At 52.6% G+C, this 24,903-nt stretch carries 30 protein-coding genes; 11 read left to right on the top strand and 19 right to left on the bottom strand.

From position 1 onward, the window contains the following. Nucleotides 1-67: 67 nt before the first annotated feature. From OH31_RS14440 to tsaB, 7 genes are all read right to left on the bottom strand, one after another. Nucleotides 68-775: a hypothetical protein gene (locus OH31_RS14440; protein WP_242402259.1), complete on the bottom strand. Its 708-nt coding sequence runs from the start codon at nt 773-775 to the stop codon at nt 68-70. Next, entirely contained in the window at nt 681-1,190 is a 510-nt protein-coding gene (locus tag OH31_RS10490; RefSeq protein WP_024930689.1) for a TPM domain-containing protein, read from the bottom strand. The genes OH31_RS14440 and OH31_RS10490 overlap by 95 nt, the downstream gene beginning before the upstream one ends. Before the next feature lie 17 nt (nt 1,191-1,207). Then, on the bottom strand, nt 1,208-2,077 hold the full coding sequence (locus OH31_RS10485; protein WP_024930688.1) for a YgcG family protein: 870 nt from the start codon (nt 2,075-2,077) through the stop codon (nt 1,208-1,210). 8 nt (nt 2,078-2,085) lie between these two features. Then, nucleotides 2,086-2,682, bottom strand: a complete 597-nt coding sequence (locus OH31_RS10480) for a LemA family protein (RefSeq protein ID WP_024930687.1) — start codon at nt 2,680-2,682, stop codon at nt 2,086-2,088. Between the two features lie 78 nt (nt 2,683-2,760). Then, nucleotides 2,761-3,414, bottom strand: coding sequence for a hypothetical protein (locus tag OH31_RS10475; RefSeq protein ID WP_242402258.1), 654 nt, complete (start codon nt 3,412-3,414; stop codon nt 2,761-2,763). A 13-nt stretch (nt 3,415-3,427) separates the two neighbouring features. After that, a complete protein-coding gene (gene rimI, locus OH31_RS10470; protein WP_024930685.1) occupies nt 3,428-3,889 on the bottom strand; it encodes a ribosomal protein S18-alanine N-acetyltransferase in 462 nt (153 codons plus the stop codon). Nucleotides 3,890-3,894: 5 nt separating this feature from the next. Continuing rightward, nucleotides 3,895-4,596 carry a tRNA (adenosine(37)-N6)-threonylcarbamoyltransferase complex dimerization subunit type 1 TsaB gene (gene tsaB, locus OH31_RS10465; protein ID WP_024930684.1) on the bottom strand — a complete coding sequence of 234 codons (702 nt, stop codon included), beginning with the start codon at nt 4,594-4,596 and terminating at the stop codon, nt 3,895-3,897. 168 nt (nt 4,597-4,764) lie between these two features. Between tsaB and OH31_RS10460 the strand changes: the two genes are divergently transcribed. Continuing rightward, on the top strand, nt 4,765-5,442 hold the full coding sequence (locus OH31_RS10460; RefSeq protein WP_024930683.1) for a PEP-CTERM sorting domain-containing protein: 678 nt from the start codon (nt 4,765-4,767) through the stop codon (nt 5,440-5,442). Between the two features lie 791 nt (nt 5,443-6,233). Here OH31_RS10460 and panB read toward each other — a convergent pair. From panB to OH31_RS10435, 5 genes are all read right to left on the bottom strand, one after another. Further along, nucleotides 6,234-7,043: a 3-methyl-2-oxobutanoate hydroxymethyltransferase gene (gene panB / locus OH31_RS10455; RefSeq protein WP_024930682.1), complete on the bottom strand. Its 810-nt coding sequence runs from the start codon at nt 7,041-7,043 to the stop codon at nt 6,234-6,236. A 62-nt stretch (nt 7,044-7,105) separates the two neighbouring features. Beyond that, nucleotides 7,106-7,744: a deoxynucleoside kinase gene (locus tag OH31_RS10450; protein ID WP_081755152.1), complete on the bottom strand. Its 639-nt coding sequence runs from the start codon at nt 7,742-7,744 to the stop codon at nt 7,106-7,108. Between the two features lie 22 nt (nt 7,745-7,766). Next, on the bottom strand, nt 7,767-8,252 hold the full coding sequence (folK, locus tag OH31_RS10445) for a 2-amino-4-hydroxy-6-hydroxymethyldihydropteridine diphosphokinase (RefSeq protein ID WP_024930680.1): 486 nt from the start codon (nt 8,250-8,252) through the stop codon (nt 7,767-7,769). Then, nucleotides 8,252-9,598, bottom strand: a complete 1,347-nt coding sequence (gene pcnB / locus OH31_RS10440; RefSeq protein ID WP_024930679.1) for a polynucleotide adenylyltransferase PcnB — start codon at nt 9,596-9,598, stop codon at nt 8,252-8,254. The genes folK and pcnB overlap by 1 nt, the downstream gene beginning before the upstream one ends. 37 nt (nt 9,599-9,635) lie before the next feature. After that, the gene (locus OH31_RS10435; RefSeq protein ID WP_024930678.1) at nt 9,636-10,187 is read right to left on the bottom strand and encodes a cob(I)yrinic acid a,c-diamide adenosyltransferase; all 552 of its coding nucleotides are present in this window, start codon (nt 10,185-10,187) and stop codon (nt 9,636-9,638) included. 62 nt (nt 10,188-10,249) lie between these two features. Here OH31_RS10435 and murI point away from each other — a divergent pair, with 62 nt between their 5' ends. After that, nucleotides 10,250-11,032, top strand: a complete 783-nt coding sequence (murI, locus tag OH31_RS10430) for a glutamate racemase (RefSeq protein ID WP_024930677.1) — start codon at nt 10,250-10,252, stop codon at nt 11,030-11,032. Between the two features lie 825 nt (nt 11,033-11,857). On the opposite strand, the gene OH31_RS10425 is transcribed toward murI, so the two are convergent. Both OH31_RS10425 and OH31_RS10420 read right to left on the bottom strand, forming a co-directional pair. Next, a complete protein-coding gene (locus OH31_RS10425; RefSeq protein ID WP_019883330.1) occupies nt 11,858-12,046 on the bottom strand; it encodes a zinc-finger domain-containing protein in 189 nt (62 codons plus the stop codon). 46 nt (nt 12,047-12,092) lie between these two features. Further along, the gene (locus OH31_RS10420; RefSeq protein ID WP_019883331.1) at nt 12,093-13,010 is read right to left on the bottom strand and encodes a branched-chain amino acid transaminase; all 918 of its coding nucleotides are present in this window, start codon (nt 13,008-13,010) and stop codon (nt 12,093-12,095) included. Between the two features lie 130 nt (nt 13,011-13,140). On the opposite strand from OH31_RS10420, the gene OH31_RS10415 reads away from it, so the two are divergent. The 6 genes from OH31_RS10415 to OH31_RS10390 all read left to right on the top strand — a co-directional run bounded on the left by OH31_RS10415 (nt 13,141) and on the right by OH31_RS10390 (nt 16,849). After that, entirely contained in the window at nt 13,141-13,731 is a 591-nt protein-coding gene (locus tag OH31_RS10415) for an SCO family protein (protein WP_024930676.1), read from the top strand. A 171-nt stretch (nt 13,732-13,902) separates the two neighbouring features. Beyond that, entirely contained in the window at nt 13,903-14,391 is a 489-nt protein-coding gene (gene bfr, locus OH31_RS10410) for a bacterioferritin (RefSeq protein WP_024930675.1), read from the top strand. Between the two features lie 9 nt (nt 14,392-14,400). Next, nucleotides 14,401-14,877 (top strand): bacterioferritin, encoded by a 477-nt coding sequence (gene bfr / locus OH31_RS10405; RefSeq protein ID WP_024930674.1) that lies wholly within the window; start codon nt 14,401-14,403, stop codon nt 14,875-14,877. A gap of 133 nt (nt 14,878-15,010) precedes the next feature. Further along, nucleotides 15,011-15,238, top strand: a complete 228-nt coding sequence (locus OH31_RS10400; protein ID WP_019883336.1) for a bacterioferritin-associated ferredoxin — start codon at nt 15,011-15,013, stop codon at nt 15,236-15,238. Between the two features lie 114 nt (nt 15,239-15,352). Beyond that, entirely contained in the window at nt 15,353-16,276 is a 924-nt protein-coding gene (locus OH31_RS10395) for a DMT family transporter (RefSeq protein WP_024930673.1), read from the top strand. A 66-nt stretch (nt 16,277-16,342) separates the two neighbouring features. Then, nucleotides 16,343-16,849: an SRPBCC family protein gene (locus OH31_RS10390; protein WP_024930672.1), complete on the top strand. Its 507-nt coding sequence runs from the start codon at nt 16,343-16,345 to the stop codon at nt 16,847-16,849. Between the two features lie 12 nt (nt 16,850-16,861). Here the strand turns inward: OH31_RS10390 and OH31_RS10385 are convergent, their stop codons facing one another. From OH31_RS10385 to glyQ, 5 genes are read right to left on the bottom strand one after another with little or no spacing between them, the layout of a single operon-like run. Then, nucleotides 16,862-17,575, bottom strand: coding sequence for a M48 family metallopeptidase (locus OH31_RS10385; protein ID WP_024930671.1), 714 nt, complete (start codon nt 17,573-17,575; stop codon nt 16,862-16,864). Further along, complete coding sequence (locus OH31_RS10380) at nt 17,572-18,285, bottom strand: 1-acyl-sn-glycerol-3-phosphate acyltransferase (protein WP_036299102.1); 714 nt, start codon at nt 18,283-18,285, stop codon at nt 17,572-17,574. The genes OH31_RS10385 and OH31_RS10380 overlap by 4 nt, the downstream gene beginning before the upstream one ends. Continuing rightward, nucleotides 18,285-18,827 carry a D-glycero-beta-D-manno-heptose 1,7-bisphosphate 7-phosphatase gene (gmhB, locus tag OH31_RS10375; RefSeq protein ID WP_024930669.1) on the bottom strand — a complete coding sequence of 181 codons (543 nt, stop codon included), beginning with the start codon at nt 18,825-18,827 and terminating at the stop codon, nt 18,285-18,287. The genes OH31_RS10380 and gmhB overlap by 1 nt, the downstream gene beginning before the upstream one ends. Before the next feature lie 24 nt (nt 18,828-18,851). Beyond that, nucleotides 18,852-20,948: a glycine--tRNA ligase subunit beta gene (gene glyS, locus OH31_RS10370; protein WP_024930668.1), complete on the bottom strand. Its 2,097-nt coding sequence runs from the start codon at nt 20,946-20,948 to the stop codon at nt 18,852-18,854. Continuing rightward, the gene (glyQ, locus tag OH31_RS10365) at nt 20,945-21,886 is read right to left on the bottom strand and encodes a glycine--tRNA ligase subunit alpha (protein WP_024930667.1); all 942 of its coding nucleotides are present in this window, start codon (nt 21,884-21,886) and stop codon (nt 20,945-20,947) included. Before glyQ ends, glyS begins: the two co-directional genes overlap by 4 nt. A gap of 153 nt (nt 21,887-22,039) precedes the next feature. On the opposite strand from glyQ, the gene OH31_RS10360 reads away from it, so the two are divergent. The 3 genes from OH31_RS10360 (at nt 22,040) to OH31_RS10350 (ending at nt 24,903) form a co-directional block, all read left to right on the top strand. Then, the gene (locus OH31_RS10360; RefSeq protein ID WP_024930666.1) at nt 22,040-22,474 is read left to right on the top strand and encodes a hypothetical protein; all 435 of its coding nucleotides are present in this window, start codon (nt 22,040-22,042) and stop codon (nt 22,472-22,474) included. A gap of 63 nt (nt 22,475-22,537) precedes the next feature. Continuing rightward, entirely contained in the window at nt 22,538-23,818 is a 1,281-nt protein-coding gene (locus tag OH31_RS10355; protein WP_024930665.1) for a TolC family protein, read from the top strand. Then, complete coding sequence (locus OH31_RS10350; protein WP_024930664.1) at nt 23,815-24,903, top strand: efflux RND transporter periplasmic adaptor subunit; 1,089 nt, start codon at nt 23,815-23,817, stop codon at nt 24,901-24,903. Before OH31_RS10355 ends, OH31_RS10350 begins: the two co-directional genes overlap by 4 nt.

The raw sequence follows: 24,903 nt of genomic DNA, 5'->3' as shown, positions 1-24,903 counted from the left end.
AAAATAACTTTTAATTAGAATCTGAAAGCGCGATTTTAGCCTTAAACCAGGGCTGAGTCACTCGCGCTTATTCGGTGGAATGGTCGTTTGGTGCTTCTCGATGCAAGATAGGGCTATCAGTAGGAATATAGCCCTCCTTCCACTGCGCCATGGGCACTATCGTTGCCGGGTAACCATTATCATAAAACCAGCTGTCGACGGCATACTCCGCTTTGCTGTCGACCTCTTGGATCACCGCTGCACTATGTGGCCAACCGGTCAAAAAGAACTTGCGTGTGCGGGTATCTAAAATCTGGTGAAATTGTATCAGGCCAGCCTGCTGCATGAGGCGCATATAAGTAGTGCTATTGATGGCTTCGTCGTTGCAATCCTGCTGATGCTGGTAGGCGCTATTGTTAAACGTTCCAGCCCGGTCTGCAGCGGTGCCGATTTTAGTACCGACAATATCTTCCAGTATGCCGATGGCTTGGGCAATCGCTGTGCGCTCAGCATCAGCAGTGTGAGGTAGCGGGGTAAATAAACGCGTGACATTCTCCCATTCCGCAGTGGTCAGGCTGAGGGTATCAAATTGAGCACATCCGCCACCCTGGCAAATCTCGAAAGAGGCTAATGAGGGCGCCGTATGGTAAATGCGGTTGATATCGTTCAGGTCTGCGTGAGCGGCTTGGATGCACGCACCACTAGAGAATAAGCACGCGATTAGGTAATTCGTTGCGCGGAACGTGCTCAGGGGGAAAGTGCTTTGCCAACTGCTCGCCAATTGCTTGTATGCCATAGACCACACCTGCTTCAAACTGCCCACTTCTGAACATCCCTTCCATATGCTGGCAGATCTGCTGCCAGCCAGCGTCTCCCACTTGTCGGTGTATGCCACGGTCGGCCACAATTTCAACATCATGGTCAGCCAGCAGCAAGTAAATCAACACGCCATTGTTATGCTCGGTATCCCAAATATTGAAATGGCCGAATAAATTGATCGCACGTTGCCTTGGCGCCAATCTCCGCAGGATAGCATAGGTGGGTAAACCAGATTCAATCACCACGCGGATTTCACCGGCGTGATGATGCTCGCTTTGTGCAATGGCCAATTCAATCTGCTTGAGTGAGTGCTGCGGAAACAAGGCTTTGACATGCCGAGGATGACTCCAAGCATGTTTGAACCAGCGTTTAAACGGGTGTACAGGTTTCATACGACTCTCAAGGTTGATTACCAGTCACCGGAGGCGCCACCGCCCCCAAAGCCGCCACCGCCGCCACTGAAAATATCCGGGCCACGGCTACCACCGGAGTAACCGCCAAAGCCGCCAGGATACGCGCCATAAGATCCACCACCACGCCCACCCATGGCCAGCGTAAATACAAATGCCGCTAAACCGATCAGCCCCATAATCAAGGCTGTCGCGCCTAACCAGCCCGCCAAGCCACCCAGCAAACCGCCGGTCACCAGGCTACCTGGAAAATCACCCAGCATGCCCTTGAAGATGGCGCCGCCGATAATCGCGGCAAACATCAGGATAGGCAGCATGCTCATCCAGTCATCCGCATGTGCCTGGCGCGTTTGTTTGGTGGGCGCAGGTAACTGCTCGCCCTGAATCAGCTTGATCAAGGTATCCGTCGCCAGATTCAAGCCCTGGTAAAACTGGCCTTGCTTGAATGCAGGTGCAATTTGCTCGCTGATGATGCGCTTGGCAATCGCATCTGGAATCGCACCCTCGAGGCCATAACCGACCTCAATACGCATTTTCCTATCGTTTTTGGCGACGATAATAATCACGCCGTCATCCTGCTTTTCGCGGCCCACTTTCCAGGCATCGGCCAGGCGGATACCAAACTGCGAAATTTCCTCTGGCTGCGTGCTAGGCAATAACAGCACAGCCACTTGGGAGCCAGACAGCTGTGAGAACTGGCTAAGCTTCTGATTCAGGGCTGCTTGCTCCTCAGCGGACAAGGTCTGCGTCAAATCCGTCACTGCGCTTTGCAGTGGCGGAATATCGACCAGGCCATCGGCTGCCTGGCTGCTTGCAATGCCAAACAGCACGCAGCAGACAAGCAGGAGTGATTTCCAGCAAGCGCTCATGTTAGCGATTACTTACCATCACCAAAGTCAACTTTAGGCGCCGTTGAAATCGCTTTTTCATTTTCAACCGTAAATGATGGCTTAGGCTGATAACCAAACATCATGGCGGTCAAATTATTAGGGAAACTACGTACGGACACGTTGTACTGCTTCACAGACTCAATATAACGGTTACGTGCGACTGTTACACGGTTTTCAGTGCCTTCAAGCTGGGCCTGCAAATCGCGGAAACTGGCATCCGCTTTCAGGTTAGGATAGTTTTCAGACACCACCATCAGACGCGACAAGGCACTGGTCAGCTGGCCTTGTGCCGCCTGGAATTTGGCAAACGCATCCGGGTCATTCAGCAACTCAGGCGTGACCTGCATGCTACCCACTTTGGCACGTGCCTCGGTCACTTCAGTCAGCACTTTTTCTTCATGGCTGGCGTAGCCTTTCACTGTAGACACCAGGTTAGGCACCAAATCTGCACGGCGCTGATACTGGTTCAATACCTCAGACCAGTTGGCCTTGGTTTCTTCATCCAGACTTTGAAACTGGTTATAACCACAGCCAGACAGGCTCAGGGTAGCTACCAGCAATAGCATATTTAATAATCGACGCATGTCAGACTCCAGTCAAAAAAACATAAATTCATCATAAAACCACATCTACTTTATAGATGTGGGCTAAAAGACATTTCTTCAAGCAGCCACGGCTGCATGCCTGGCCAGCAACAAACACATATCCTGCCAGACTTCACGCTTTAACAAGGGATTTTCCAGCATGGCCTGTGGGTGATGAGTAACCACCACCAGCATGTCGCCATATGTCAATATCTGACCACGAACAGCCGCCATTTCCGCATAATTTGTCGCTAAAAACTGATTTGCCTGCTCGAGACCAAATAATACGCAAAAGCGGGTATTCACTTGTGTCAGCTGCAATGACTGTTGATACAGCGATATCTCCTCAAGCGGCAGTTGCAAGGCACGCAAAATATTTTGCAACAACCGCTGACTCGGCGCATCACTGGCGTGCGGGCAATAAAGCAGCCACGGCGTTTGCACCAACGGCTCAGCGGCCACTTCCGGCAAATTGGGTTCACTCAACTCAGGCGATGCATCCAGTGGCGCTTGAAGCCTCTCCGCGAGGGATGCTTCAATATTCAGCCCTTCTGTTTCAGCTTCGACAACAGGCGCAGAGACTGGCGCGGCGGTGGCCGCTATAGCAGCTTCCAGCGTGACAACGGGTTCTGCAATCGTCACTGGCGACAAGCTTGCAGGCGCAGGCGAGCGTGCTCGCCAAACGGGCAGCAACTCCAATTCCCGCAACATGTCTTCACGGCTTAAACTCACCAGGCACTCCTGTTCATAATGCCAACCCCATTAATACAGCATCTTCGCGGCCAGTCTTGGTGGGATAGTAATTGCGGCGCACGCCCATCTCACAAAACCCCATAGATTCATACAAGGCAATCGCCTTGGTATTACTGACGCGCACCTCAAGAAACATATTAGCCGCTTGATGACGCTGCGAAACATCGACCATATGCGCCAACAAAGTACGTCCAAGGCCCTGGCCCTGAAATGGCTTGGCAATGCTGAGATTGAGCAAATGTGCTTCGTCCAGCACCATCATCACCAAAGCATAGCCAACAATATCCTCGGCAATCTCCATCACCCAGGCACTATACCCGGCATTGAGTGAATCGTTGAAGTTTCCCAATGTCCATGGATGACTATAAATCGTCGGCTCAATCCGGCTAATCGCAGCCAGGTCGTCATAAGACATCGGGCGGAACGTGACGTGCTGTTGTGGCAAGGCGCTCATATCAGTTACAGCGTTTGCCCTTGCGCACGCTCAGCGGCCGTCAAGGCGACACGGTTACGTATATACAATGGTGCGGCTTCATGGGCAGCCTGGGTATGGCCCGCTGCAAACAATGGCTGTGCCAACATCAGCATCGCGCTAGCTTTAGGCATCAATTCCGGACGCACACTCACCAGTTGGCCGCTATATTTTTCTGACAACACTTGCTCAAACACACGCCAGCCAGACCCTGCGCCCAGCCAGTCCGCGCCTTCCACAGCAGGCACATCTTGCGGCTTGCATACCACAGGCGGCAAAACCTCTTGCCAGCCATCGGCTTGTCGCACAAATGCCGCATGATAAACCTCACCCATGCGCGCATCCAGGCATACCAGCACCTTTTCAGCCTGCGCCTCTTGCCAGGCAGTCTCCGCCACCGCCAGCACAGAGCTGATGCCGACCACTGGCAGGTGGGCACCAAATGCCAGTCCCTGCGTCACACCGACAGCCACACGCACACCGGTAAAAGCACCAGGGCCAGTGCCATACACAATGCCGTTCAATGCGCTCAGCTGGATATTTGCCTGCGTCAACAAACGCTGAATTTCCGGCAGGATACGTTGCGATGCCGCAGGACCGGTGACTTCATCAAATGTGTGTAAGCCGGCCCCTGTTTGCAAGGCCAGTGACAGTGTTTCGGTGGAGGATTCGAGTGAGAGTAAATTCATCATAGCGGCAACCAAGGCGTTATTTTGCCACAAGCAAGGCCGCTCAGGCAGCGATTACTGCAGATAGTACTCCCTTGAGCTAACGTTAAACCGCATGTTAAAATAAATAATAATCAATCTCATTATCAAGTTGATTACTAATTATAATTTTCACGAAGAGGACAACACATGTATCGTCATTTATTTACCAGCCTGGCGTTGATCGCCACCATGAGTTTTGCCGGGCAGGCAGCCGCGTTAACCACCCCATACACCGAAACCTTCACAGACGGTCTTTCCGGCTGGACTACCGGCAGCAACCCTAACCAGGTTGTTGCCAATGGTGGCGCGGATGGTGGTGCCTATCTCAGCACAACCGCCAGCCCGACAGCTAGCGCCTTTGGCTCGGTAGCCGTGTTATTCCGCTGCGAGAGCGCAGCTTGTAGCGATGGCGCCTTCCAAGGTGACTGGCGTGACGACCTGGTATTTAGCTGGTACTTCCGCCACGATGCCGATATCGCCCTACAAGCCTATGCCCGTATTGCCGCCCCGTCCAACAACCCTGGCGCCAGCGCGATTGTTTCCACCTGGGTAGAGCCTAACACCTGGACGCGCATCGACCTGGTCATTGACCCATCCAACCCGGCATTCACCAGCTTCTCAGGCCAATCATTTGATGCGGTATTTGATGAGGTAGGCCGCGTTCAGCTTGGCATCAGCCTGCCAGCAGGCTTCAGTGGCAGCAACCTGCGTTTTGACCTGGACAGCGTGAGCATTTCTACGGTACCAGAACCGGAAACCTACGCGCTGATAGGCGCTGGTTTATTGTTGATGGGGGCTGCTAGCCGTCGCCAGCGCAAACAATAACTGGTGTGATCTGAAAAAGGCGTTATCTCCAGCGAATATGCTGAGGGGTGACGCCTTTTTTGTTGTTTGATATGTGAATGATTTGGCTGTAATGTTGGCTGAGTTATGTACGGTTTCTTTCGCCTTGTCGGCGAGTCACTTTCTGATGCTTGCCCCTCAGAAAGTAACCAAAGAGGAGGGCACCCAGCCATCACGGCCTACGGCTCCCTTGCGTTGCTCAACAAAATAAGTCGGTCACGAAACTCAACCTGGCAGCTCACACAAAACGTGAGCTGCTGCGGGATTCGAACAGTCGCTCCCTCTTCTCTTATTTTGTTTCCGCTACTCAGCGTGATGGGATGGGACTTATCTCATCTAACTTGCATGGATTTAGTTTGGACGGTTTAAAAACCGGATTCTTTTGTTAAACCTGCTAAACGGTGGCGCTCGCGGGTGTTCGGGGTCCCCATCTGCCGCGCCGAGCAACGCAGGGTTGACGGGAGTCTTCGGCCATCGGCTGTTTGAGCTCCGCAACAAGCCACGTCTTGTGTGGCTTGTCAGGGCGAGTTTCGATGGACGCCCGGTAAGCCGAGTAGCGCAGGATAAAAGCGGAAGCTGGGGTGTCTTGTTCTTTGCCTTCTTTCTTATGGACAAGCATAAGAAAGAACGGTCGCCGAAAGGGCGAAATAGATCAATCATAGAATAGTCTTCGCTTTGGGCAAGCAAAGAAAAGTAACTCGCCGAAAAGGCGAAACAAAACACTAACCAAAACACAAACCTAAGAATGACCTTCTTAGCCCATCCACACCAAGCTAGTAACTATGCCTAGCCTCAGGAAAGCTCCCCGCCTTCACTGCCTGCACATAATCCACCACCGCCTGTTGCACACTCCCCGCCTGCTGCAGGAAGTTCTGTGCGAACCTTGGTGCTTTGTAGTCTTGTGGGGCTTTATCTGCCGGACCAGTATATATCCCCAATAAATCCTGCAACACCAGCACCTGGCCACTACAGCCAGCGCCTGCGCCTATGCCTATCGTTGGCACACCAATGTGCTGTGTGATATGCGCAGCCACCGCCGCAGGCACCATCTCGAACAGCACCATATCCACCCCGGCCCGCACCATGGCCTGAGCATCGGCCAGCATAATTTGCGCGCCTTCTTCAGTCTTGCCCTGAATTTTATAGCCACCCAGCTTTTCGACTGACTGCGGCGTAAAGCCCAGATGCGCACATACTGGCACGCCATTGTCGACCAGGTAACGTGCGGTCTCAACCATGTTGCCACCACCTTCGATCTTGACGATATGCGCACCTGCCGCGATCAGTGTCTGTGCATTGGTGAGTGCTGTCGCCGGATCATGCTCATAACTGCCCGCTGGCATGTCGCTCATGATCACAGTGGCGGGTGCGCCCCTGGCCACCAGACGGGTGTGATAAATCATGTCTTGCATAGTCACTTCCAGCGTATTGGTCGCGCCTTGCACGACCATGCCCAGGGAGTCCCCCACCAGCAAGACATCCACACCAGCCAATGCCAGCACTTTGGCAAAGGTGGCGTCATAGCAAGTGAGCATGGCAATTTTTTCGCCCGCACCTGCTTTTGTGAGAAGGGTATTCAGCATCTGTTTCCACCATCAATCTGCCAACACGGGCCGATGATGGTAGCCCATACCGCCAGGTTGAATTAAAAATTGGGGTTAAAGTATTCGCGGCTGCTCTTAATCTGGCCAATACGCTCGATCAGCAAGTTAAACGCTTCCGGGTCTTTAATAATATTGAGCTTTTCGTTATTCACAATCAGCAAAGGTGAGGCATCGTAGCCGTGAAAAAATTCACTATACGCCTCGGCCAGACGGGAAATATACTCACGCGGCATATCTTGCTCGTAGCTGATATTGCGCTCCTCAATGCGATCCATTAAGGCGTCTACCGGCGTTTGCAGATACACCACCAGATCTGGCTTGGGTGCTTTGAGTTGCAGGTGCTGATATATCTGGTGATACAGAGAATACTCTTCATCATCCAGGTTCAGACGTGCGAACAGCGGGTCTTTTTCGAGAAAGAAATCAGACACCGTAGGCTGGCCAAACATATCGCGCTGCGCCATATCTTCAATCTGGCGCGAACGCTGGAACAGGAAGAATAACTGCGTTGGTAAAGCGTAACGCTGTGCATCCTGATAAAAGCGGGTCAAAAACGGATTGGCCTCAGCCTTTTCAGACAGTAGCTCGACTGAAAACTGATCGGCCAGCATCCGGGCCAATGTGGTTTTGCCACTGCCTATCGGACCTTCAATAACGACATAAGGAAAGCGGGTAAACATGGTGATTGCTCGTTCAGCGGATTCAATTCGGATTCAGTTTGCGCACGTCATCGTGCTTGTGTTTTGCTGTCCATTCTACAACAGTCTTTCCTTGTGGCAGCATAAAGTCGGGCACAATTTCAGCCAGCGGCAAAATGACAAAGCCACGCTCATGCATGCGCGGATGCGGTAATTTCAACAGCTCGGTATCTAGCTGTATGCCCTCATAATCCAGCAAGTCGAGGTCCAAAATGCGAGGCGCATTGGGAAACGGGCGCTCACGGCCAAACGTCTGCTCAATATCCAGCAATAACTGCATCAACTGCGGCGCTGGCATCTCGGTCGCCACCTGCACCACCGCATTGATAAAGTCAGGCTGGTTATCGTAGCCCACCGGTGCCGTCGCATACAGGCTGGAGGCTTGCATCAAGGTCAATCCTGGCGTACTGGCCAACACCGCAATCGCTTTGCTGACCTGTGTTTCTGGCTGCTGCAAATTACTGCCCAGCGCAATCAACGCAATGGCCATTAAGCCAAGTCTCCGCCCACAGGCTTTTTCTTGCGTGGTTTGCGACGGCGCTTTTTCGGGCCGCTTTCCGGCAGCAACATTTCCGTACGTTCATCGGTACCTGCATCAGCGAAGCGCGTCCACCAGTCGCCCAGCTCCTGTGGTAATTCACCGGAAGCACAGCGTAATAGCAAGAAGTCATACCCCGCGCGATATTTGGGGTTGGTCAACAAGGCATAAGGGCGCTTGCCAGAGCGCTGCTCAAAGCGCGGCTGCATCACCCAGATTTCTTTCATGGTCGCGGTATAACGATTGTGAATCGCCATTTTCTCGGCCTGCTTGTCGATCACTTCATTCATCGCCTCATGCAAGGCAGGAATCATATGCTCGCCGCGCTTCTGGTTTTCTTGCCAGGCTTGCAGCACCTCGTGCCACAGCAAGGTAGCGAACAAAAAGCTAGGGTTAGAGGACTTGCCAGACAAAATGCGCTCATCGGTATTTTTAAGCGCCAGCATGACAAATTTTTCGCCAAGTGGCTGCTCGAGCACCACATCCAGCAAAGGCAACAAACCGTGGTGCAACTGCTGCGCACGTAAAGCGTTAATGCTCTCGATGGCATGGCCGGACAAGAACAGTTTTAACATCTCGTCAAATAAGCGGCTGGGTGGCACATCCTCCAGCAGATCAGCCAATTTGCGTATTGGCGCTTCTGTAGAACGCTCCAGCTTCAAGCCCAGCTTGGCCGACAAGCGCACCGCGCGCAACATGCGCACCGGGTCTTCCTGATAACGCGTGACAGGATCGCCAATCATGCGCAAGGTTTTGGCGCGCACATCAGCCACACCATGATGAAAATCCAGCACTTCCTGACGCTTGGGGTCGTAATACAAGGCATTGGCGGTGAAGTCACGGCGCACTGAATCTTCCTCAATACTACCAAACACGTTGTCACGGATGATGCGGCCGCTATCGTTGGTTTCAGCGTCACCATCGCTTAAGTGATGACCACGGAAAGTAGAGACTTCTATCGTCTCATGCCCCCATAACACATGTACCAGCCGGAAACGACGACCGATAATGCGCGAGCGTCGAAACACCTTATGCACCTGCTCAGGCGTCGCATTGGTTGCCACGTCAAAGTCTTTAGGCGGATGATTGAGCAGCAAGTCGCGCACGGCACCACCGACGATATAGGCCTGGAAACCGGCCTTCTGCAGTTGGTCGCAGGTCTTCAGTGCGGCCTGGCTAATATGCTTCTGGTTGATCTTATGCTTGCCTACCTGGATGACTTGCGCCGCAGGCAGTTGAGTGTGGGTATTCGCGCTGGCACGACGACGGAATACTTTTTGCAGTAATTGTTTAATCATTCGTTTTTTTGCATTTCAAGCGCCAGCCAGGGCCACGCTATAGTTTATGTTGGTTATTCCACAATACGTCCGGCACACCTGCCTGCCGGTTAAGCGTGCGACAAAGGACAAACAGTAAATCAGACAATCGGTTCAGGTATTGCAAGGCCACAGCGGTGACCGGCGATTGCGCATGCAGTGCATGCAACACGCGCTCGGCACGCCGACAAACCGTACGTGCCAAATGACACACGGCGGCTGCACGGCTGCCACCCGGCAAAATAAATTCTTTTAACGGGCTGAGCGCTTCGTTCCAGGCATCCAGCGTCAGTTCTAAAAACGTGACCCGACCCGCCTGTATAAAGTGATGCCCCGGCATACACAATTCACCACCCAGGTCGAACAAATCATGCTGAATCGCCAGCAAGCTGTCACGCACATCGTCCGCCAAGTCTTCTACCAGCAGCATACCGAGCACGGCATTCAGCTCATCGACATCGCCCATGGCCTCCACGCGCAAGTCAGATTTTGCCACGCGCGAGCCATCGCCCAGCCCGGTTGTGCCGCTATCGCCAGTACGCGTGTAAATCTTGCTCAGCCGGTTGGCCATGCCTGACACCTGTCTAAAATCCGATATAATCCCCCCATTATAAATCATACCGTGCCATTTCGATGTGCCCAGCGATTGCAGTCAATGCCCCCATTGGGGTGATGGATTCCGGGGTCGGCGGCCTCAGCGTGCTAAAACACCTCACCCGCCAACTGCCACACGAGCATTTCATCTACTTTGCTGACAGCGCCCACGCGCCTTACGGCAACAAAACCGCCGCAGAAATTCAGCAACGCTGCACAATCGTCGCCGATATATTAATTGCCAAAGGCGCCAAAGCCCTCGTCGTCGCCTGCAACACCGCCACGGCCGCCGCCATCGGCAGCATGCGCCAACACTACACCCTGCCGATTATCGGCATGGAGCCCGCCGTTAAACCCGCGGCAGCTGCCAGCAACAACGGCATCATCGGCGTACTCGCCACCACCGGCACTCTGCAAAGCGCACAATTCTCCGCCCTGCTCGAACATTACGGCCAAAACGTGCAAGTCGTCACACAAGCCTGCGTCGGCCTGGTCGAGTGCATAGAACAAGGCCAACTCGACACCCCGCAGACGCTGGCACTACTGCAGCAATACTGCAAACCACTCATGGCCGCAGGGGCGGATACCATCGTGTTGGGCTGCACGCACTACCCGTTTGTGCGTAAATATATTCAAGAGATTGTTGGACCGGATGTCACCCTAATCGATACTGGCGCTGCCGTGGCAAAGCGTTTGCAACAGGTGTTAGAGCAAAGACAAATGCTTAATGCAGCAACGGAAGCTGGCGATTATGTGTTTTTAACGAGCGGGACGGAGGAAACTCAGCGAGTGATGCAGCAATTATGGACGATCACCGCCTAGACTGTCAGCGCTGAACCGATATGCGTTAGAAAGTCATTCTTTAGAGCGCTTAGCTTTGGCGGGGTGATTTGGCGATGTCTTTCGCCTCTAGGCGAGTCACTTTCTGATGCTTGCCCCTCAGAAAGTAACCAAAGAAGAGGGCACCAGCCATCACGGCCTGCGGCTCCCTTGCGTTACTCGGCAAAGTGGGCGTCCATCGAAACTCGCCCTGGCGGCCTGCACAAAACGCAAGCCACTGCGTAACTCGAACAGCCGATGGCCGACATCCCCCACTTCGCCTGCGCTACTCAGCGTGATGGAATGGGATTGATCTCGCCAAATTCACATCGCAGAAATGAGGACGGTTCAAAAATCAGATTCTTTTGTTAAACCTGCTAAACGATGGTGCTCTCTTGGTGTTCGGGGTCCCCATCTGCCGCGCCGAGCAACGCAGGATTGACGGGAGTCTTCGGCCATCGGCTGTCCGAGCTCCGCAACAAGCCACGCCTTGTGTGGCTTGTCAGGGCAAGTTTCGATGGACGCCCGGCAAGCCGAGTAGCGCAAGGAAAAAGCGGAAGTTGGGGTGCATTTCTTTTGGTTACTTATTCTTTGTGCAAGCAAAGAAAAGTAACTCGCCTAAAGGCGAAACAAAACACTCATCAAAGCACAAACCTTAAGAGTGAACTTTTACAAAACATCCAATAAAGCCAGAACGCTGCCCTACACCACAATCAATCCAACAAGCACAGGCTATTCAACCATCCAAAGAATCATTTTTTCAAACTCGCCCAATTCACGTGCAAAACCCACAAACAAAAAACCCACGCAATGCGTGGGTTTTTCTACTTAATGGTGATGCACCTGCGTCCCCGGCTTCAACTTATATTTAGCCCCGCAATACGGACAAGACACTTGCCCCGTTTTCGCCACATCCAGAAACACCCGTGGATGTGCATCCCACAAAGGCGTATCTTTGGTTGGGCAATGCAATGGCAAGTCTTTGCCGTCTACTTCAAACTCTTTGACATCAGACATTCAAACTCTCCAGCAAACAGGCGCGTAATTGATTAAACCTTATAAATTAAACCAATGTCAGCCAATGTGCGTACTTGGCATTTTTGCCTTTCACCACATCGAAATACAGGCTTTGCAGTTTTTCGGTGATCGGGCCACGCGTGCCTTCGCCAATCGCACGGTTATCCAGTTCACGGATAGGTGTGACTTCAGCAGCGGTGCCGGTGAAGAAGGCTTCGTCAGCGCTGTAGACTTCGTCACGCGTAATGCGTTTTTCGATCACTTCCAGGCCCAGCTCGACTTTCGCCAGGTGAATGATCGTGTCGCGGGTGATGCCTTCCAGCGCGGAGGTCAGGTCTGGTGTATACAGCTTGCCGTTACGGATGATGAAAATGTTTTCACCGGAACCTTCAGCGACGAAACCGTCTACGTCCAGCAACAAGGCTTCCTGATAACCATCTTGTGCGGCTTCCTGGTGAGCCAGGATGCTGTTCATATAGTTGCCGTTGGCCTTGGCCTTACACATGGTGATGTTCACGTGGTGACGTGCAAATGAAGACGTCTTCACGCGGATACCTTTAGTGATGGCTTCTTCACCCATGTATGCACCCCAGCTCCATGCGCCGACAATCACGTGCGTGGACAGGGTTTTGGCGGAGATACCCATGGCTTCTGCACCGTAGAACGCCATTGGGCGCAAGTAAGCAGATTCGAGCTTGTTTTCACGCACAGCAGCTTTTTGCGCTTCAGAGATCGTCTCTTTATCAAACGGCATTTTCATGCCCAGGATATGCGCACTGCGGAACAAGCGGTCGGTATGCTCTTTCAGGCGGAAAATAGCGGTGCCTTTGTCAGTTTTGTAGGCGCGCACGCCTTCAAACACACCCATGCCATAGTGCAAAGTGTGGGTTAACACGTGGGTAGTGGCATCACGCCAGTTGACCATTTTGCCGTCGTACCAGATAACGCCGTCACGGTCTGCCATCGAACTCGGTATTGCCATTTAAACTCGCCCTTAATCCGTCAGTCATCAAAAACCAGTATTGTAAACTAATCTGTGCCCTTTTCGCCTATGCTAGAATCCATTTCAATGATGATTTACAAGGATTTTTTGCATGCAACTGCGTTTTAAGTGGGTTTACCTGGCCTTCGTACTGCTGGTCACACTATTGACCGCCTGCCAGCAAGGCGGTTCTGCCAGTTTTATCGGCACCGATTTGACCGGCACCCAGTTTGGCAAGCCGCTGTCACTGACCGACCATACCGGCACGTTGCGCAGCATGAATGACTTTAAAGGCAAAGTCGTGGTGCTATTCTTTGGTTACACGCATTGTCCGGATGTATGCCCGACCACCATGTCTGACCTGAAAAAAACCATGCAATTACTGGGAGAAAAATCCAACGACGTGCAGGTGTTATTTGTGACAGTCGACCCGGCACGTGACACACAGGAAGTGCTGGCGCAGTTTGTGCCGGGCTTTGACCCGCGATTTATCGGCTTGCGCGGCACAGAAGCCGAAGTCGCCGCCAACCTGAGTGAATACAAAGTGTATGCCGCCAAAGTCAGCGAACCGGGCAAATCTGGCTACACCATGGACCATAGCGCGGGACTGTATGTCTTTGATAAAACCGGCGCACCGCGTATCTACCTGGGTTACGGCGAAAAACCGGAGAATATTGCGCATGATTTACAGTTGTTGCTGTAAGTCTTGAATGCTGTCAGGAATCTCTCCCTCCAACCACATCAAGAACGATTTTCATTTAGATTTTTATTTAAAATACCATTTAAAATCAAATAGTTACGTTGATATTTTTAATTGCATCATTTCTGTTTTCCTGTATGATGGCTGCATCAAAAATGCAAACAGGAGCCGACAATGAAAGGCGATAAAAAAATTATAGACATTTTGAATGACTTGCTGGCGGGCGAATTATCCGCCACCGACCAATACCTCATTCACGGTGAAATGTATGCTGACATGGGGCTCAGCGTGATCTCGGAGCGCATTTTGCACGAGTCCCTGCATGAGCGTGAACATGCCCGTGCACTGATTCAGCGTATTCTGTTCCTCGAAGGCAAGCCCAACCTGGCCAAGCGTGATGCACTCACTATCGGCAAAGATGTGAAGTCCATGCTGGAGTCTGACCTGGCGCTGGAATATACCGTGGTCAAACATTTGAAAAAAGCCATTGAGGCTTGTGAACAGGCACAAGACTTCGTCAGCCGCGAAATGCTGCTGGTGCAGCTGGATGACACCGAAATGGATCATGCTTACTGGCTGGAAAAACAACTGAGCCTGATCAAACTGGTCGGCATGGAAAACTATTGCCAAAGCCAAATGAATAACAGCCCGGCGGCAGGATAAGGAGTTCGCATGAAAGGCGATAAACAAATCATCGTCACCTTAAACAAGGTGCTTAAAAATCAACTGACCTCAATTAACCAGTATTTTTTACATGCGCGCATGTTTAAAAAATGGGGCCTGGAAAAACTCAACGATTACCAATACAAGCAATCCATCCGCGTGATGAAAGAAGCTGATGAAGTGATTGAGCGCATTTTGTTTCTTGATGGTCTGCCCAACCTGCAAAATTTGGGCAAGTTGCTGATTGGTGAAGACGTGGTGGAATGCCTGCAAGGCGACCTCAGCTTCGAAAAAGAAGTGCAGCACCCGCAACTGGTAGAAGCCATTGCTGAAGCAGAAAAACTGCAAGACTACGTCACGCGCGACTTGCTAACCGAGTTGCTGGAAGCCTGCGAAGAAGCCGTCGACTGGCTGGAAACCCAGCAACGCCTGATCATAGACGTGACCTTACCAAACTATCTGCAATCACAGATTGAATCCGAGTAACGCGCCCTGCGTTGCTAAGCCTTTGAATTAAGCCGCGAAAGCGGCTTTTTTCTTGGCTGTCAGGAACCAATTTGACCTTGACAAACTCTCAATAAATGATAATAATTATCATTAGTAATCCTAGAGAGGCAATATGTACGTTTGCGTGTGTAATGCAGTCACTGAGCGTCAAGTTCACCAGGCGGTGAGAAATGGTGCAAAAACCGTGAAGCATTTGAAAGAACAATTAGGCGTTGGGGCGGAATGCGGCAAATGTGCCAGCTGCGCAAAAGCCTGCCTGAAAGAAGCGCACGCAGAACAGCATCCTGGCCTGGTTAAAAAACTGATTCAGTTAACACCCGTACAATTAGGCGCTGCCTGATTTATCCAGTTTCAAAAAAAGGGGCTTCGGCCCCTTTTTATTTCACCAAACATGCTTTGCTGCTAGCCGCATTGCCTACTACAATCTGCGCATATCCCTAATTCGTCCATAGGCATGGCAAACCCCTCAAGCACCAAATTAGACTGGCGCACATTAGTTTTATTATTGCTACCTCCGCTGTTCTGGGCAGGTAACTTTATCGCTGGACGCGCTGTCAGCGCCGATGTGCCGCCCGTCGCTTTATCACTGATTCGCTGGGGGCTTGCCACACTCTGCCTGCTGCCGTTTGCACTCAAGCCTTTTTTACGTGATCGCACCCACTACCTGGCTTATCGCTGGCATGTGCTGGGCACAGCTGTTACTGGCGTTGCCACCTTTAATTTGCTGGTATATTGGGGCTTGCACACGACCAGCGCCACCAACGGCATTATCCTTAATTCATTTATTCCATTCCTGGTGGCAATTTTTGGCTTTCTGCTTTATCGGCAACATTTGCCGGGCAATCAATTATTCGGGCTACTGGTCTCACTCGCTGGTGTACTCACCGTTGTCTCTCACGGCGATTTGCAGGTACTACTCACCCTGGCCTTTGCACCCGGCGACGTGATTATCTTTTTAGCCATGATTTGCTGGGCACTATTCACTTTGTGGCTCAAACAGATTCCTGCCACGATAGACCGCAGCGGACTGATGCTCTGCCAGGTGCTCATCGCTTTAGCATTACTGCTACCGCTCTATGTTTGGGAAAGCCAAACCACCACTGCCCATATCGAACACGCGCAGACCATATGGACGCTGTTATATATCGGCATTTTCCCGTCAGTGATTGCTTTTCTGGCCTATGCAAAAGCGGTCAGCCTGGTCGGCTCGGTACGTGCCAGTGTCTTTATTCATGCCATGCCGATTTTTGGCTCGCTGCTTTCCAGCCTGCTGTTAAAAGAACCCTTTCATGGCTATCAACTGGTGGGCATGCTGACCATCTTTTGCGGTATCTGGCTAGCAAACAGGCAGGCAAACACATCCCCCACCAAACTTTAAACATTTAAAAAGGTCTGTTTTTATAGACCAGCTTTGACAGCCTATTTACCCACAAGGAGAAATGAAATGTCGATCACGCTTAATCCGGCACTCGACCTGGTTTTGGAAAGAGAAGTCGATGTCTCCCCGGCTGAAATCTGGCATGCGTGGACAACGCCTGAGCACCTTAAAAACTGGTTCTGTCCACGCCCCTGGAAAGCGGTAGACTGCGAAATCGACCTGCGGCCAGGCGGGGTCTTCCGCACCACGATGCAATCCCCGGAAGGGCAGAACTTCCTTAACAGCGGCTGCTATCTGGAGGTCATCTCCAACCAGAAACTGACTTGGACCAACGCCCTTGAAGCCGACTTCAGGCCGGTAAAAATTCCCGAGCAAACGCCTGGACATGAGTGTGCTGAACTGATGATGACGGCCAGCATTGTATTGACGCCTACAGCTCGCGGGACGTTATATACAGCATACGCCTTGCATGCAGATGCCACGTCTAAACAACGTCACGAAGCCATGGGATTTCAGGAGGGTTGGGGAATCGTACTCGACCAGCTAGTGGCCGAAATCAAAAAAGCCAGGTAAACGGCAATACACTCAGGCCATGCGATGCAATATTGGCGACAGCGCTTTTAAATCCTTCTCGGCCTGCACATAGCGTGGGAACAGGCTGGCCTGTACGGCATAAAACCTGGCCGAATGGTTCATTTCTTTCAAATGTGCCATTTCGTGGCAAACGACATATTGAATGACATGGGGCGGCGCTTGAATCAAGCGCCAGTTCAAGCGGATTTGCTTGCGGCTATTACAACTGCCCCAGCGCGACCTGGCATTGGAAAGCCCGACAGCGCTGACTTTCTCGCCCATTTGCGCGGCGATAAGTTCCACCCTACGCGTAAAATCCGGTAGCGCTTGTTGCGCGTACCATTGCAATACTTTGCGCGCAACAAAGGCTGGCTGGTCGATCTGCGGAGACCTGACCAGCAATTGATTGCCTTGCAGTGTCACCGCTTTATTGGTGGCATGGTGTTGTAGCGTCAACACGATATCCTGTCCCATAAATAACAGCGGTTCGCCATCCTGCCATTGCATGGGCGCGACCTGATTGGCTTCACGCAAGGCCAGCTTTTGCTGTATCCAGCCGGATTTTTCTAATAGGACTTGCTGCAGCTGCGTGGCTGAAATACGTTTTGGGGCGTGTACCACCAGGCCATTGGCGGTAATTTTAAGGCCGATGGTTCTGCGTGCGCGCAGGTCGAGCAGATATTGGATGCTTTGCCCATTGGGCAATTGCAAGCGTTGCTCAATCACAGGTTCAGCATCTCGGCTTCAATCCAGTCCTCGACCTGTTTATTGACCGCATCTGGCTTGAGGCCTTTGGTATCAATGGGCTGGCCGATGACCACCTGGATCACACCTGGATATTTAAGGATGGAATTTTTGCGCCAGAAGCGCCCGGCATTATGTGCGACCGGCACTACGGTGGTTTCGCTATGCGATGCCAGCCAGGCACCACCGATATGATATTTACCACGATGGCCAGGTGCTGTACGCGTACCTTCCGGGAAAATCACCACACTTAACCCTTGCCGCAAACGGTCTTTGCCATTGTTGACCAGTTTTTTCAATGCCTCGCGGCCAGCACTGCGGTCAATGGGAATCGCATCCAGCGCCCAGAATGCCCAGCCCAGAAAAGGGATCATCAGCAGCTCTTTTTTCATCACCCAGATTTGCGGCGGAAAAATACACTGCAAGCCTATGGTCTCCCAGGCGGACTGATGTTTAGCCAGAATGATATGCGCGCTGGCAGGAATATGCTCATGCCCGGTGACGGCATAACGCAAATTGCACGTCACCTTGAGCCACCACAACACGCTATACGCCCAGCCACTGACCCAACGTGAGCGAGTCACTGCCGGTAGCGGAATCAGCAAAATTGCCAGTAATGAAAATGGAATCGTCAGTGCAAACAACCCCACATAAAACAGCAAGGCGCGCACATACAACACGGCTTTTTGCATTATTTGTCACCTGCAATAATGTCTTGAACAGCCGCCGCCAGATCGGCAACGACGATGGTACTCTCGGGGACATCAGCCAGGTTATAGGTTTCTTCGCCTTTGCCCGTGCGCACCAGGTAGGGCTGGCAACCGGCTTTGGCAAACGCCTGCAAGTCTCGCAACGCATCGCCCACGCCAGGCACCCTGGCCAGCTCGACATTAAAACGGCGGCTGATCTCCTCCAGCATACCGGTATTGGGCTTGCGGCAATCGCAATGATCGTCGGCGGCATGCGGGCAGTAAAACACGGCATCAATGCGGCCGCCCACTTGCGCCAGCGCTTTATGCATTTTGTCGTGAATGGCATTCAGCGTGGCCATATCGAAATAGCCACGCGCAATGCCGGATTGATTGGTCGCCACGGCTACGCGATAACCATGCTGATTGAGCCGCGCAATCGCTTCCAGGCTGCCAGGAATCGGAATCCACTCGTTGGGATTCTTGATAAAGGTCGCGCTGTCGCGGTTAATCACGCCGTCACGGTCAAGAATGACTAATTTCATGCATAAACTCCTGACGGCAACAGGTTAACTGGCCAACTTGGACAAGTCAGCGACACGATTCATGGCCTGATGCAAGGTCGCCAGCAAGCCCAGACGATTGGCTTTTAATGCCGGATCATCTGCATTCACCATCACGGCATCAAAAAACGTATCAACGGGGGCCTTCAACACCGCCAGCGCTTGTAAAGAACCCGTGTAATCGCCGGTTTCAAACAGCTGATCCGCTTTAGGCTTGGTGGCAGCCAGCGCCTGATGCAAGGCTTGTTCAGCAGGCTCTTGCAATAACTCAGCCTTCACTTCGGCTTTCACGTCGCCTTCCACCTTTTTCAGGATATTAGACACACGCTTGTTAGCAGCCGCCAATGCTGGTGCTTCGGCCAGGTTGGCAAACGCCTGTACCGCGCTCAAACGACGAGGCACTTCAGCCAACTGATTCGGTGACAATGACAATACCGCATCGACTTCTTGCGCACTCGCGCCCTGGTCACGCAGGTTCACCGCCAAGCGGTCAAAACAGAAGGCTTTGATAGCTTCAGCCACTTCTTGGCTACCATTAAACACACTCAGGGTTTGTGCGATCAACTGGTCAAACGCCAATGGCAAATCGGTTTCCATCAGCATGCGCAAAATCCCCAGTGCCTGCCTACGCAAGGCAAACGGATCCTTATCACCCGTCGGTTTTTCACCGATGCTGAACAGGCCAACCAGCGTTTCCAGTTTATCGGCCAAAGCCACGACCACACCGACCTGGCTACGCGGTAATTCGTCACCGGCAAAGCGTGGACGGTAATGGTCTTCAATCGCATAGGCCACGTCATCGGCCAAACCTTCATGCTGGGCGTAGTAACGGCCCATAATGCCCTGCAACTCGGGGAACTCACCGACCATATCGGTCAGCAAGTCAATCTTGGACAATCGTGCGGCTTGCGCCACTTTAGCGACAAAACCGTCACCACCAATCTGCTGGGCAATGGCAGAAGCAATCGCCACCACGCGCTCATTGCGCTCACCTTGTGAGCCGAGTTTGTTGTGGTAAACCACCTTACCCAGGCCTGGCAAACGGCTTTCCAGCGTCTTCTTACGGTCCTGGTCGAAGAAGAATTTAGCATCGGCCAAACGTGGACGCACCACACGCTCATTACCCCCGATGACCTTGCTGGCATCAGCGGGATTGATGTTAGAGACAATTAAAAACTTATTCGTCAGTTTGCCGCTCGTATCCAGCAACGGAAAGTATTTCTGGTTGGCCTTCATGGTCAGGATCAGGCACTCTTGCGGCACGGCCAGGAACTCTTCTTCAAACTGGCCGAGCAACACGTTAGGACGTTCCACCAGCGCAGTGACTTCATCCAATAAGGCATCGTCTTCAATCGGCTTCAGGCCCTGTTTATCGGCCGCAGCTTGCAGCTGCTTTACAATTTCGGCACGACGCGCATCAAAACTGGCAATCACCGCCCCTTCGTCCGCCAATTGCTGGGCATAGGTATCGGCAGAGGTGAGCGTGACCACAGGCTGCTTCGCCTCGAAGCGATGCCCTTGTGTGGTGTTGCCCGCAGATAAGCCTAATACTGAGATCGGCACGACCTCGTTGCCATGCAAGGCCACCAGGCCATGTGCCGGACGCACAAAATTCACGCTCTGCCAGCCATCATTGATTTGATAGGTCATGACTTTAGGAATAGGTAATTTTGCCAACGCCTCATCAATGGCCTTTTGCAAACCCTCGGACAATGTTGCACCAGCTTGCGTAGCATCCAGGAACAGGATATCGGCCTTGCCGTCGTGCTCTTTGCGCAGCTTGGCAACTGCGCTTTCATCCTCACCCAATGCCTGCAATTTCTTCAGCAAAGCAGGCGTCGCGTTGCCATTGGCATCCAGGCCCACGGTGGCGGGCATCAGCTTTTGCGCGACTTGCTTGTCTGCTGCTTTGGCAGACACATTAGTGATATGCGCCGCTAAACGACGCGGGGAGGCAAACGTTGTGACCGTACCATCCACCAGCAAACCAGAGGCCGTTAAGCTTTCTGCCAACACGCCACTGAAAGATTCGCCCAGTTTTTTCAATACTTTTGGTGGCAGTTCTTCTACAAATAATTCAACTAACAGGTTGCGGGTACTCATGCGGCGGCTTTCTTGTTTTGTTCTGCTTGTTCGCTCTCAATCTTGGCGATGACTTCATCAGCCCAGGCTTTAGGCGCCATCGGGAAGCCCAGTCGGGCGCGGCTATCGAGGTAACTGGCGGCCACAGCGCGGGCCAGGTTACGGATACGGCCAATATAAGCCGCACGTTCGGTAACGGAAATGGCACCACGCGCATCCAGCAGGTTAAAGGTATGCGCCGCTTTCAATACTTGCTCGTAAGCAGGTAAAGCCAGTTTTACTTCCATCAGGTGCTTGGCCTGTTTTTCATAAGCATTAAACGCCGTGAACAGGAAGTCAGCATCCGAGTGCTCAAAGTTATACGTCGACTGCTCAACTTCGTTCTGGTGAAACACATCCCCATATTTCACACCGGGCGAGTATTCCAGGTCATAAACATTTTCTACGCCTTGCAGATACATGGCCAAACGCTCCAGGCCATAAGTGATCTCACCGGTAATCGGCTTACAGTTAATGCCGCCTACTTGCTGGAAGTAGGTAAACTGCGTCACTTCCATACCATTGAGCCAGACTTCCCAGCCCAGGCCCCAGGCGCCCAACGTCGGGTTTTCCCAGTCATCTTCGACAAAGCGGATATCGTTTTCCTGCAGGTTAAAACCGAGTGCTTCCAGTGAACCCAGATAGAGTTCGAGGATATTGGCCGGCGCAGGTTTCAACACCACCTGGTATTGGTAGTAATGTTGCAGACGGTTAGGGTTCTCCCCATAACGGCCATCTTTCGGGCGGCGGCTGGGCTGCACATAGGCAGCTTTCCAGGGCTCAGGGCCCAGTGCGCGTAAGAAAGTTGCCGTGTGGCTGGTGCCTGCGCCGACTTCCATATCGTAAGGTTGCAACAAAGTGCAGCCTTGTTTGTCCCAGTATTCCTGAAGCTTTAAAATAATTTGTTGAAAGGTCAGCACCATCGCGCCTGATCCGGTTGATTGTAAAACGAATATTTTACCTGATTCAGACAGGGTTAAGAAATCGCATTGCAGCGCCGTTGAAAGAGTTGAATGGTTTTTTTACGGTTTTTTGCGATTGTGGCATCACGCAAAGTTTGATAGATTAGACACATGAAATCCTATCGCACATGGGTATTGTTGCTGACGTTATGGTTTGCCTTGCTGCAAACCATTGCGCCGCTGTTGCACGCCCATGCCGCAGGCGACACCGCGGCCGATGATGGTCCGCATATGCATATGGTGGATATTCCCGCCCTGCATGCCGAAGCACAGGATGCCAAGCATCCGTTTCACTGGCATATGCATTCCAGCAAATCGCATGGCCAGATCATAGGCCTGGGCCAGGCGATCAGTGAAAGCAACACACTACTATCACTCATTGATGCTTACGCCAGCCTCTGGCTAGCCGCCCTGCTGCCTGCCCTGTTTTTGCTATCGTTATGCCTGCTGGTACCACGTCACCAATACCAGCGACAGCAAGTCGACTGGTCACGACTTCAATCCCCGCTTAGCCGCCACAGCCCGCGCGGCCCACCTCACGCCTGAACTTAACCCTGTTGCAGCGGTTGGCATCTGCCATCCGTTTGCCTGTTTTGTTCAGGAGAATCTATGTTTCATTTATATCAGGGAGTGCTTCACTCCCGGTTAATCGCATGCTGCGTATGGCTGATGATGGGCTATGCAACGCCTGCCATGGCCGAAAGTATGGCCAATCTGGCCAGCGATCACGAGGATACCGTTTCAGCCAACCCGCGTTTAAGCCTGCATGAAGTACTGCAGCAGGTCGTCGCTATCCACCCGCAACAGTCCTTGCTGGCCGCCCACCAGCAAATGGTGCAGGCACGTAGAACCATGGCCAATAGCTGGTTACCACAAGCCCCTTCTGTCGGCTTTTCACATCAAAACGACGCTTTAATGAGCAATCGTGACGAGCGTGAGTGGCAGGCGCAAATGCAGATCCCAATCTGGTTACCCGGCCAGCGCCAGGCGCGCAGTCAGGTTGCTAGCCTGGCCGACGACAGCTTGGCACAAGACCGCGCGGGTTTACAACAACTGGCGGCGGACTTGTTGCGTAACGCTGTCTGGGAGATCGCTTTGCGCCGCAATGACGTGAGCCTGGTTGAAAACCGCCGCGACACCATGCGTAGTATTGCCGAAGATGTACAAAAACGCTTTAAAGCCGGTGAAGTAGCCAGGCTGGACGTGATGCAGGCCGAACAGGAAACCCTGCAAGCCGAACGCCAGCGCGTGACAGCGCACGCCGAACTCATGCATGCGCAGTTCCGCTACCAGCAACTCACTGGGCTGAGTGAAATGCCTGCCAGACTGGAAGAACCTTTGTCTACGCGTGAAGACTACGCAGTCTCGCCTTACTGGCAAGCCGCACAAGCCAGGCTCAAACTGGCAGAAGGCCAGCGTGACTTAACCGCAATTGAGCAACGGCAAAATCCGCAGCTCACGCTCAGCACGCGCACCATCCAGGGCGGCTTTGATTACGCCTATAACTCCAGCATGGGCGTGGCCATTAATATTCCGCTGCAAAGCGAAGTGCACCGTGCACCCTTGCTGGCTAACGCCGAGCAAAACATAGGCGATGCCCGCAGCCAACTGGAGACCTTGCGCCGCCAGCTGGAAAACAACCTGCACGAAGCCGAGCATAACCTGCATGTCAGCCGTCAGGAACTCACCCTGATTCAACAGCAACAAGCCATCGCCAGCGAAAACGCAGCCCTGGCACGTAAAGCCTACCGTTTAGGCGAACTCGATCTCAACCAATTATTACGCCTGCAATTACTGGCCTTTGAAGCTGACCGCAGCTTGAGCAGCCAGCAGCTACAAGTGCAATCGAATATTGCCAAATATAACCAGGCCGTAGGAGTCCTACCATGAAAAGAATTCTGTTTTTAATTAGCGCGCTTTGCCTGTCGTTTCACACATTGGCAGAAACGCTGTTACCGCTCTCACCGGCACAACTAAAACAGATGCAGGTGCAGTGGGGACATTTGCAAGCGCAGCAAGAAGGTTTATCCGCCAATTACCCGGCCGAAGTGATATTGCCACCAACGCAAACACGCGTGGTCACGGCCCCGCAAGGTGGCCTGATCACCAGGCTGGATGTCAGCATGGGTGATACGGTCAAACAAGGCCAGGTCATCGGCCAACTCAGTAGCCCGGACCTGGTGGCCTTGCAAAGCAACTATTTGCAGAGCGACACCCAGGCCAGGTTGCACGAACAAGCCCTCAAACGCGATCAGGAACTGTTCAAGGATGGCATCATCGCCCAGCGCCGTATGCAGGAAACGCAAAGCGCCTATGAAACCAGCCAGGCATTGATGCATGAGCGCCAGCAAACCTTGAAACTGGCAGGCATGAGCGAGGCGCAGATCAAGCAACTGGCGCAAAAACGTAGCATGCAAAACGGTATGGCCATCGTCGCGCCGATCAGCGGACAGATCATGGAGCAACAACAACAGGTGGGGGCGCGCGTGGATATGGCGATGCCGATCTTCACCATCAGCAACCCGAAACCTTTGTGGCTTATGATACAGGTGCCAATTGTGCAAGCGCAGCAATTGAGTGCAGGGACAACGGTACGCTTACCCAAGCAAAACCTGACTGCCAAGGTCGATACGGTGTTACGTCAACTCAATAAAAATAACCAGACCACCCAAGTACGGGCGTCAATTAGCCAGGGCGCCGAACAGCTCTCCGTCGGGCAGATCGTCGATGTGGCGCTGGTTGAACAAACCACGCAAGGCAGCTTTGCCGTGCCGAGAAGTGCGGTGGCCAGGCAAGGCGAGCAGGCAGTCATTTTTGTACAGCAGCCCAAAGGCATCGCTGTGATCCCGGTCAAAGTCATCCTGGAGCAGGATCAGCAATTAACCGTACGCGCCAGCTTGCGAGGTAATGAAACCATTGCCGTGCAAGGCGTGGCCGCCTTAAAAGGCCACTGGCTTGGATTGGGTGGGGAGTAA

Origin of the sequence: Methylophilus sp. OH31 (genome assembly GCF_000576615.1) — a bacterium.
GTDB lineage: Bacteria > Pseudomonadota > Gammaproteobacteria > Burkholderiales > Methylophilaceae > Methylophilus.
This window is presented reverse-complemented; position numbering and strand designations above follow the sequence as displayed.

Coding starts and splice junctions, on each gene's coding strand:
- OH31_RS14440 (WP_242402259.1), bottom strand. CDS start 775: ATGGCATACAAGCAATTGGCGAGCAGTTGGCAAAGCACTTTCCCCCTG.
- OH31_RS10490 (WP_024930689.1), bottom strand. CDS start 1,190: ATGAAACCTGTACACCCGTTTAAACGCTGGTTCAAACATGCTTGGAGT.
- OH31_RS10485 (WP_024930688.1), bottom strand. CDS start 2,077: ATGAGCGCTTGCTGGAAATCACTCCTGCTTGTCTGCTGCGTGCTGTTT.
- OH31_RS10480 (WP_024930687.1), bottom strand. CDS start 2,682: ATGCGTCGATTATTAAATATGCTATTGCTGGTAGCTACCCTGAGCCTG.
- rimI (WP_024930685.1), bottom strand. CDS start 3,889: ATGAGCGCCTTGCCACAACAGCACGTCACGTTCCGCCCGATGTCTTAT.
- tsaB (WP_024930684.1), bottom strand. CDS start 4,596: ATGAATTTACTCTCACTCGAATCCTCCACCGAAACACTGTCACTGGCC.
- OH31_RS10460 (WP_024930683.1), top strand. CDS start 4,765: ATGTATCGTCATTTATTTACCAGCCTGGCGTTGATCGCCACCATGAGT.
- panB (WP_024930682.1), bottom strand. CDS start 7,043: ATGCTGAATACCCTTCTCACAAAAGCAGGTGCGGGCGAAAAAATTGCC.
- OH31_RS10450 (WP_081755152.1), bottom strand. CDS start 7,744: ATGTTTACCCGCTTTCCTTATGTCGTTATTGAAGGTCCGATAGGCAGT.
- folK (WP_024930680.1), bottom strand. CDS start 8,252: ATGGCCATTGCGTTGATTGCGCTGGGCAGTAATTTGCAGCAGCCAGAA.
- pcnB (WP_024930679.1), bottom strand. CDS start 9,598: ATGATTAAACAATTACTGCAAAAAGTATTCCGTCGTCGTGCCAGCGCG.
- OH31_RS10435 (WP_024930678.1), bottom strand. CDS start 10,187: ATGGCCAACCGGCTGAGCAAGATTTACACGCGTACTGGCGATAGCGGC.
- murI (WP_024930677.1), top strand. CDS start 10,250: ATGTGCCCAGCGATTGCAGTCAATGCCCCCATTGGGGTGATGGATTCC.
- OH31_RS10425 (WP_019883330.1), bottom strand. CDS start 12,046: ATGTCTGATGTCAAAGAGTTTGAAGTAGACGGCAAAGACTTGCCATTG.
- OH31_RS10420 (WP_019883331.1), bottom strand. CDS start 13,010: ATGGCAGACCGTGACGGCGTTATCTGGTACGACGGCAAAATGGTCAAC.
- OH31_RS10415 (WP_024930676.1), top strand. CDS start 13,141: ATGCAACTGCGTTTTAAGTGGGTTTACCTGGCCTTCGTACTGCTGGTC.
- bfr (WP_024930675.1), top strand. CDS start 13,903: ATGAAAGGCGATAAAAAAATTATAGACATTTTGAATGACTTGCTGGCG.
- bfr (WP_024930674.1), top strand. CDS start 14,401: ATGAAAGGCGATAAACAAATCATCGTCACCTTAAACAAGGTGCTTAAA.
- OH31_RS10400 (WP_019883336.1), top strand. CDS start 15,011: ATGTACGTTTGCGTGTGTAATGCAGTCACTGAGCGTCAAGTTCACCAG.
- OH31_RS10395 (WP_024930673.1), top strand. CDS start 15,353: ATGGCAAACCCCTCAAGCACCAAATTAGACTGGCGCACATTAGTTTTA.
- OH31_RS10390 (WP_024930672.1), top strand. CDS start 16,343: ATGTCGATCACGCTTAATCCGGCACTCGACCTGGTTTTGGAAAGAGAA.
- OH31_RS10380 (WP_036299102.1), bottom strand. CDS start 18,285: ATGCAAAAAGCCGTGTTGTATGTGCGCGCCTTGCTGTTTTATGTGGGG.
- gmhB (WP_024930669.1), bottom strand. CDS start 18,827: ATGAAATTAGTCATTCTTGACCGTGACGGCGTGATTAACCGCGACAGC.
- glyS (WP_024930668.1), bottom strand. CDS start 20,948: ATGAGTACCCGCAACCTGTTAGTTGAATTATTTGTAGAAGAACTGCCA.
- OH31_RS10360 (WP_024930666.1), top strand. CDS start 22,040: ATGAAATCCTATCGCACATGGGTATTGTTGCTGACGTTATGGTTTGCC.
- OH31_RS10355 (WP_024930665.1), top strand. CDS start 22,538: ATGTTTCATTTATATCAGGGAGTGCTTCACTCCCGGTTAATCGCATGC.
- OH31_RS10350 (WP_024930664.1), top strand. CDS start 23,815: ATGAAAAGAATTCTGTTTTTAATTAGCGCGCTTTGCCTGTCGTTTCAC.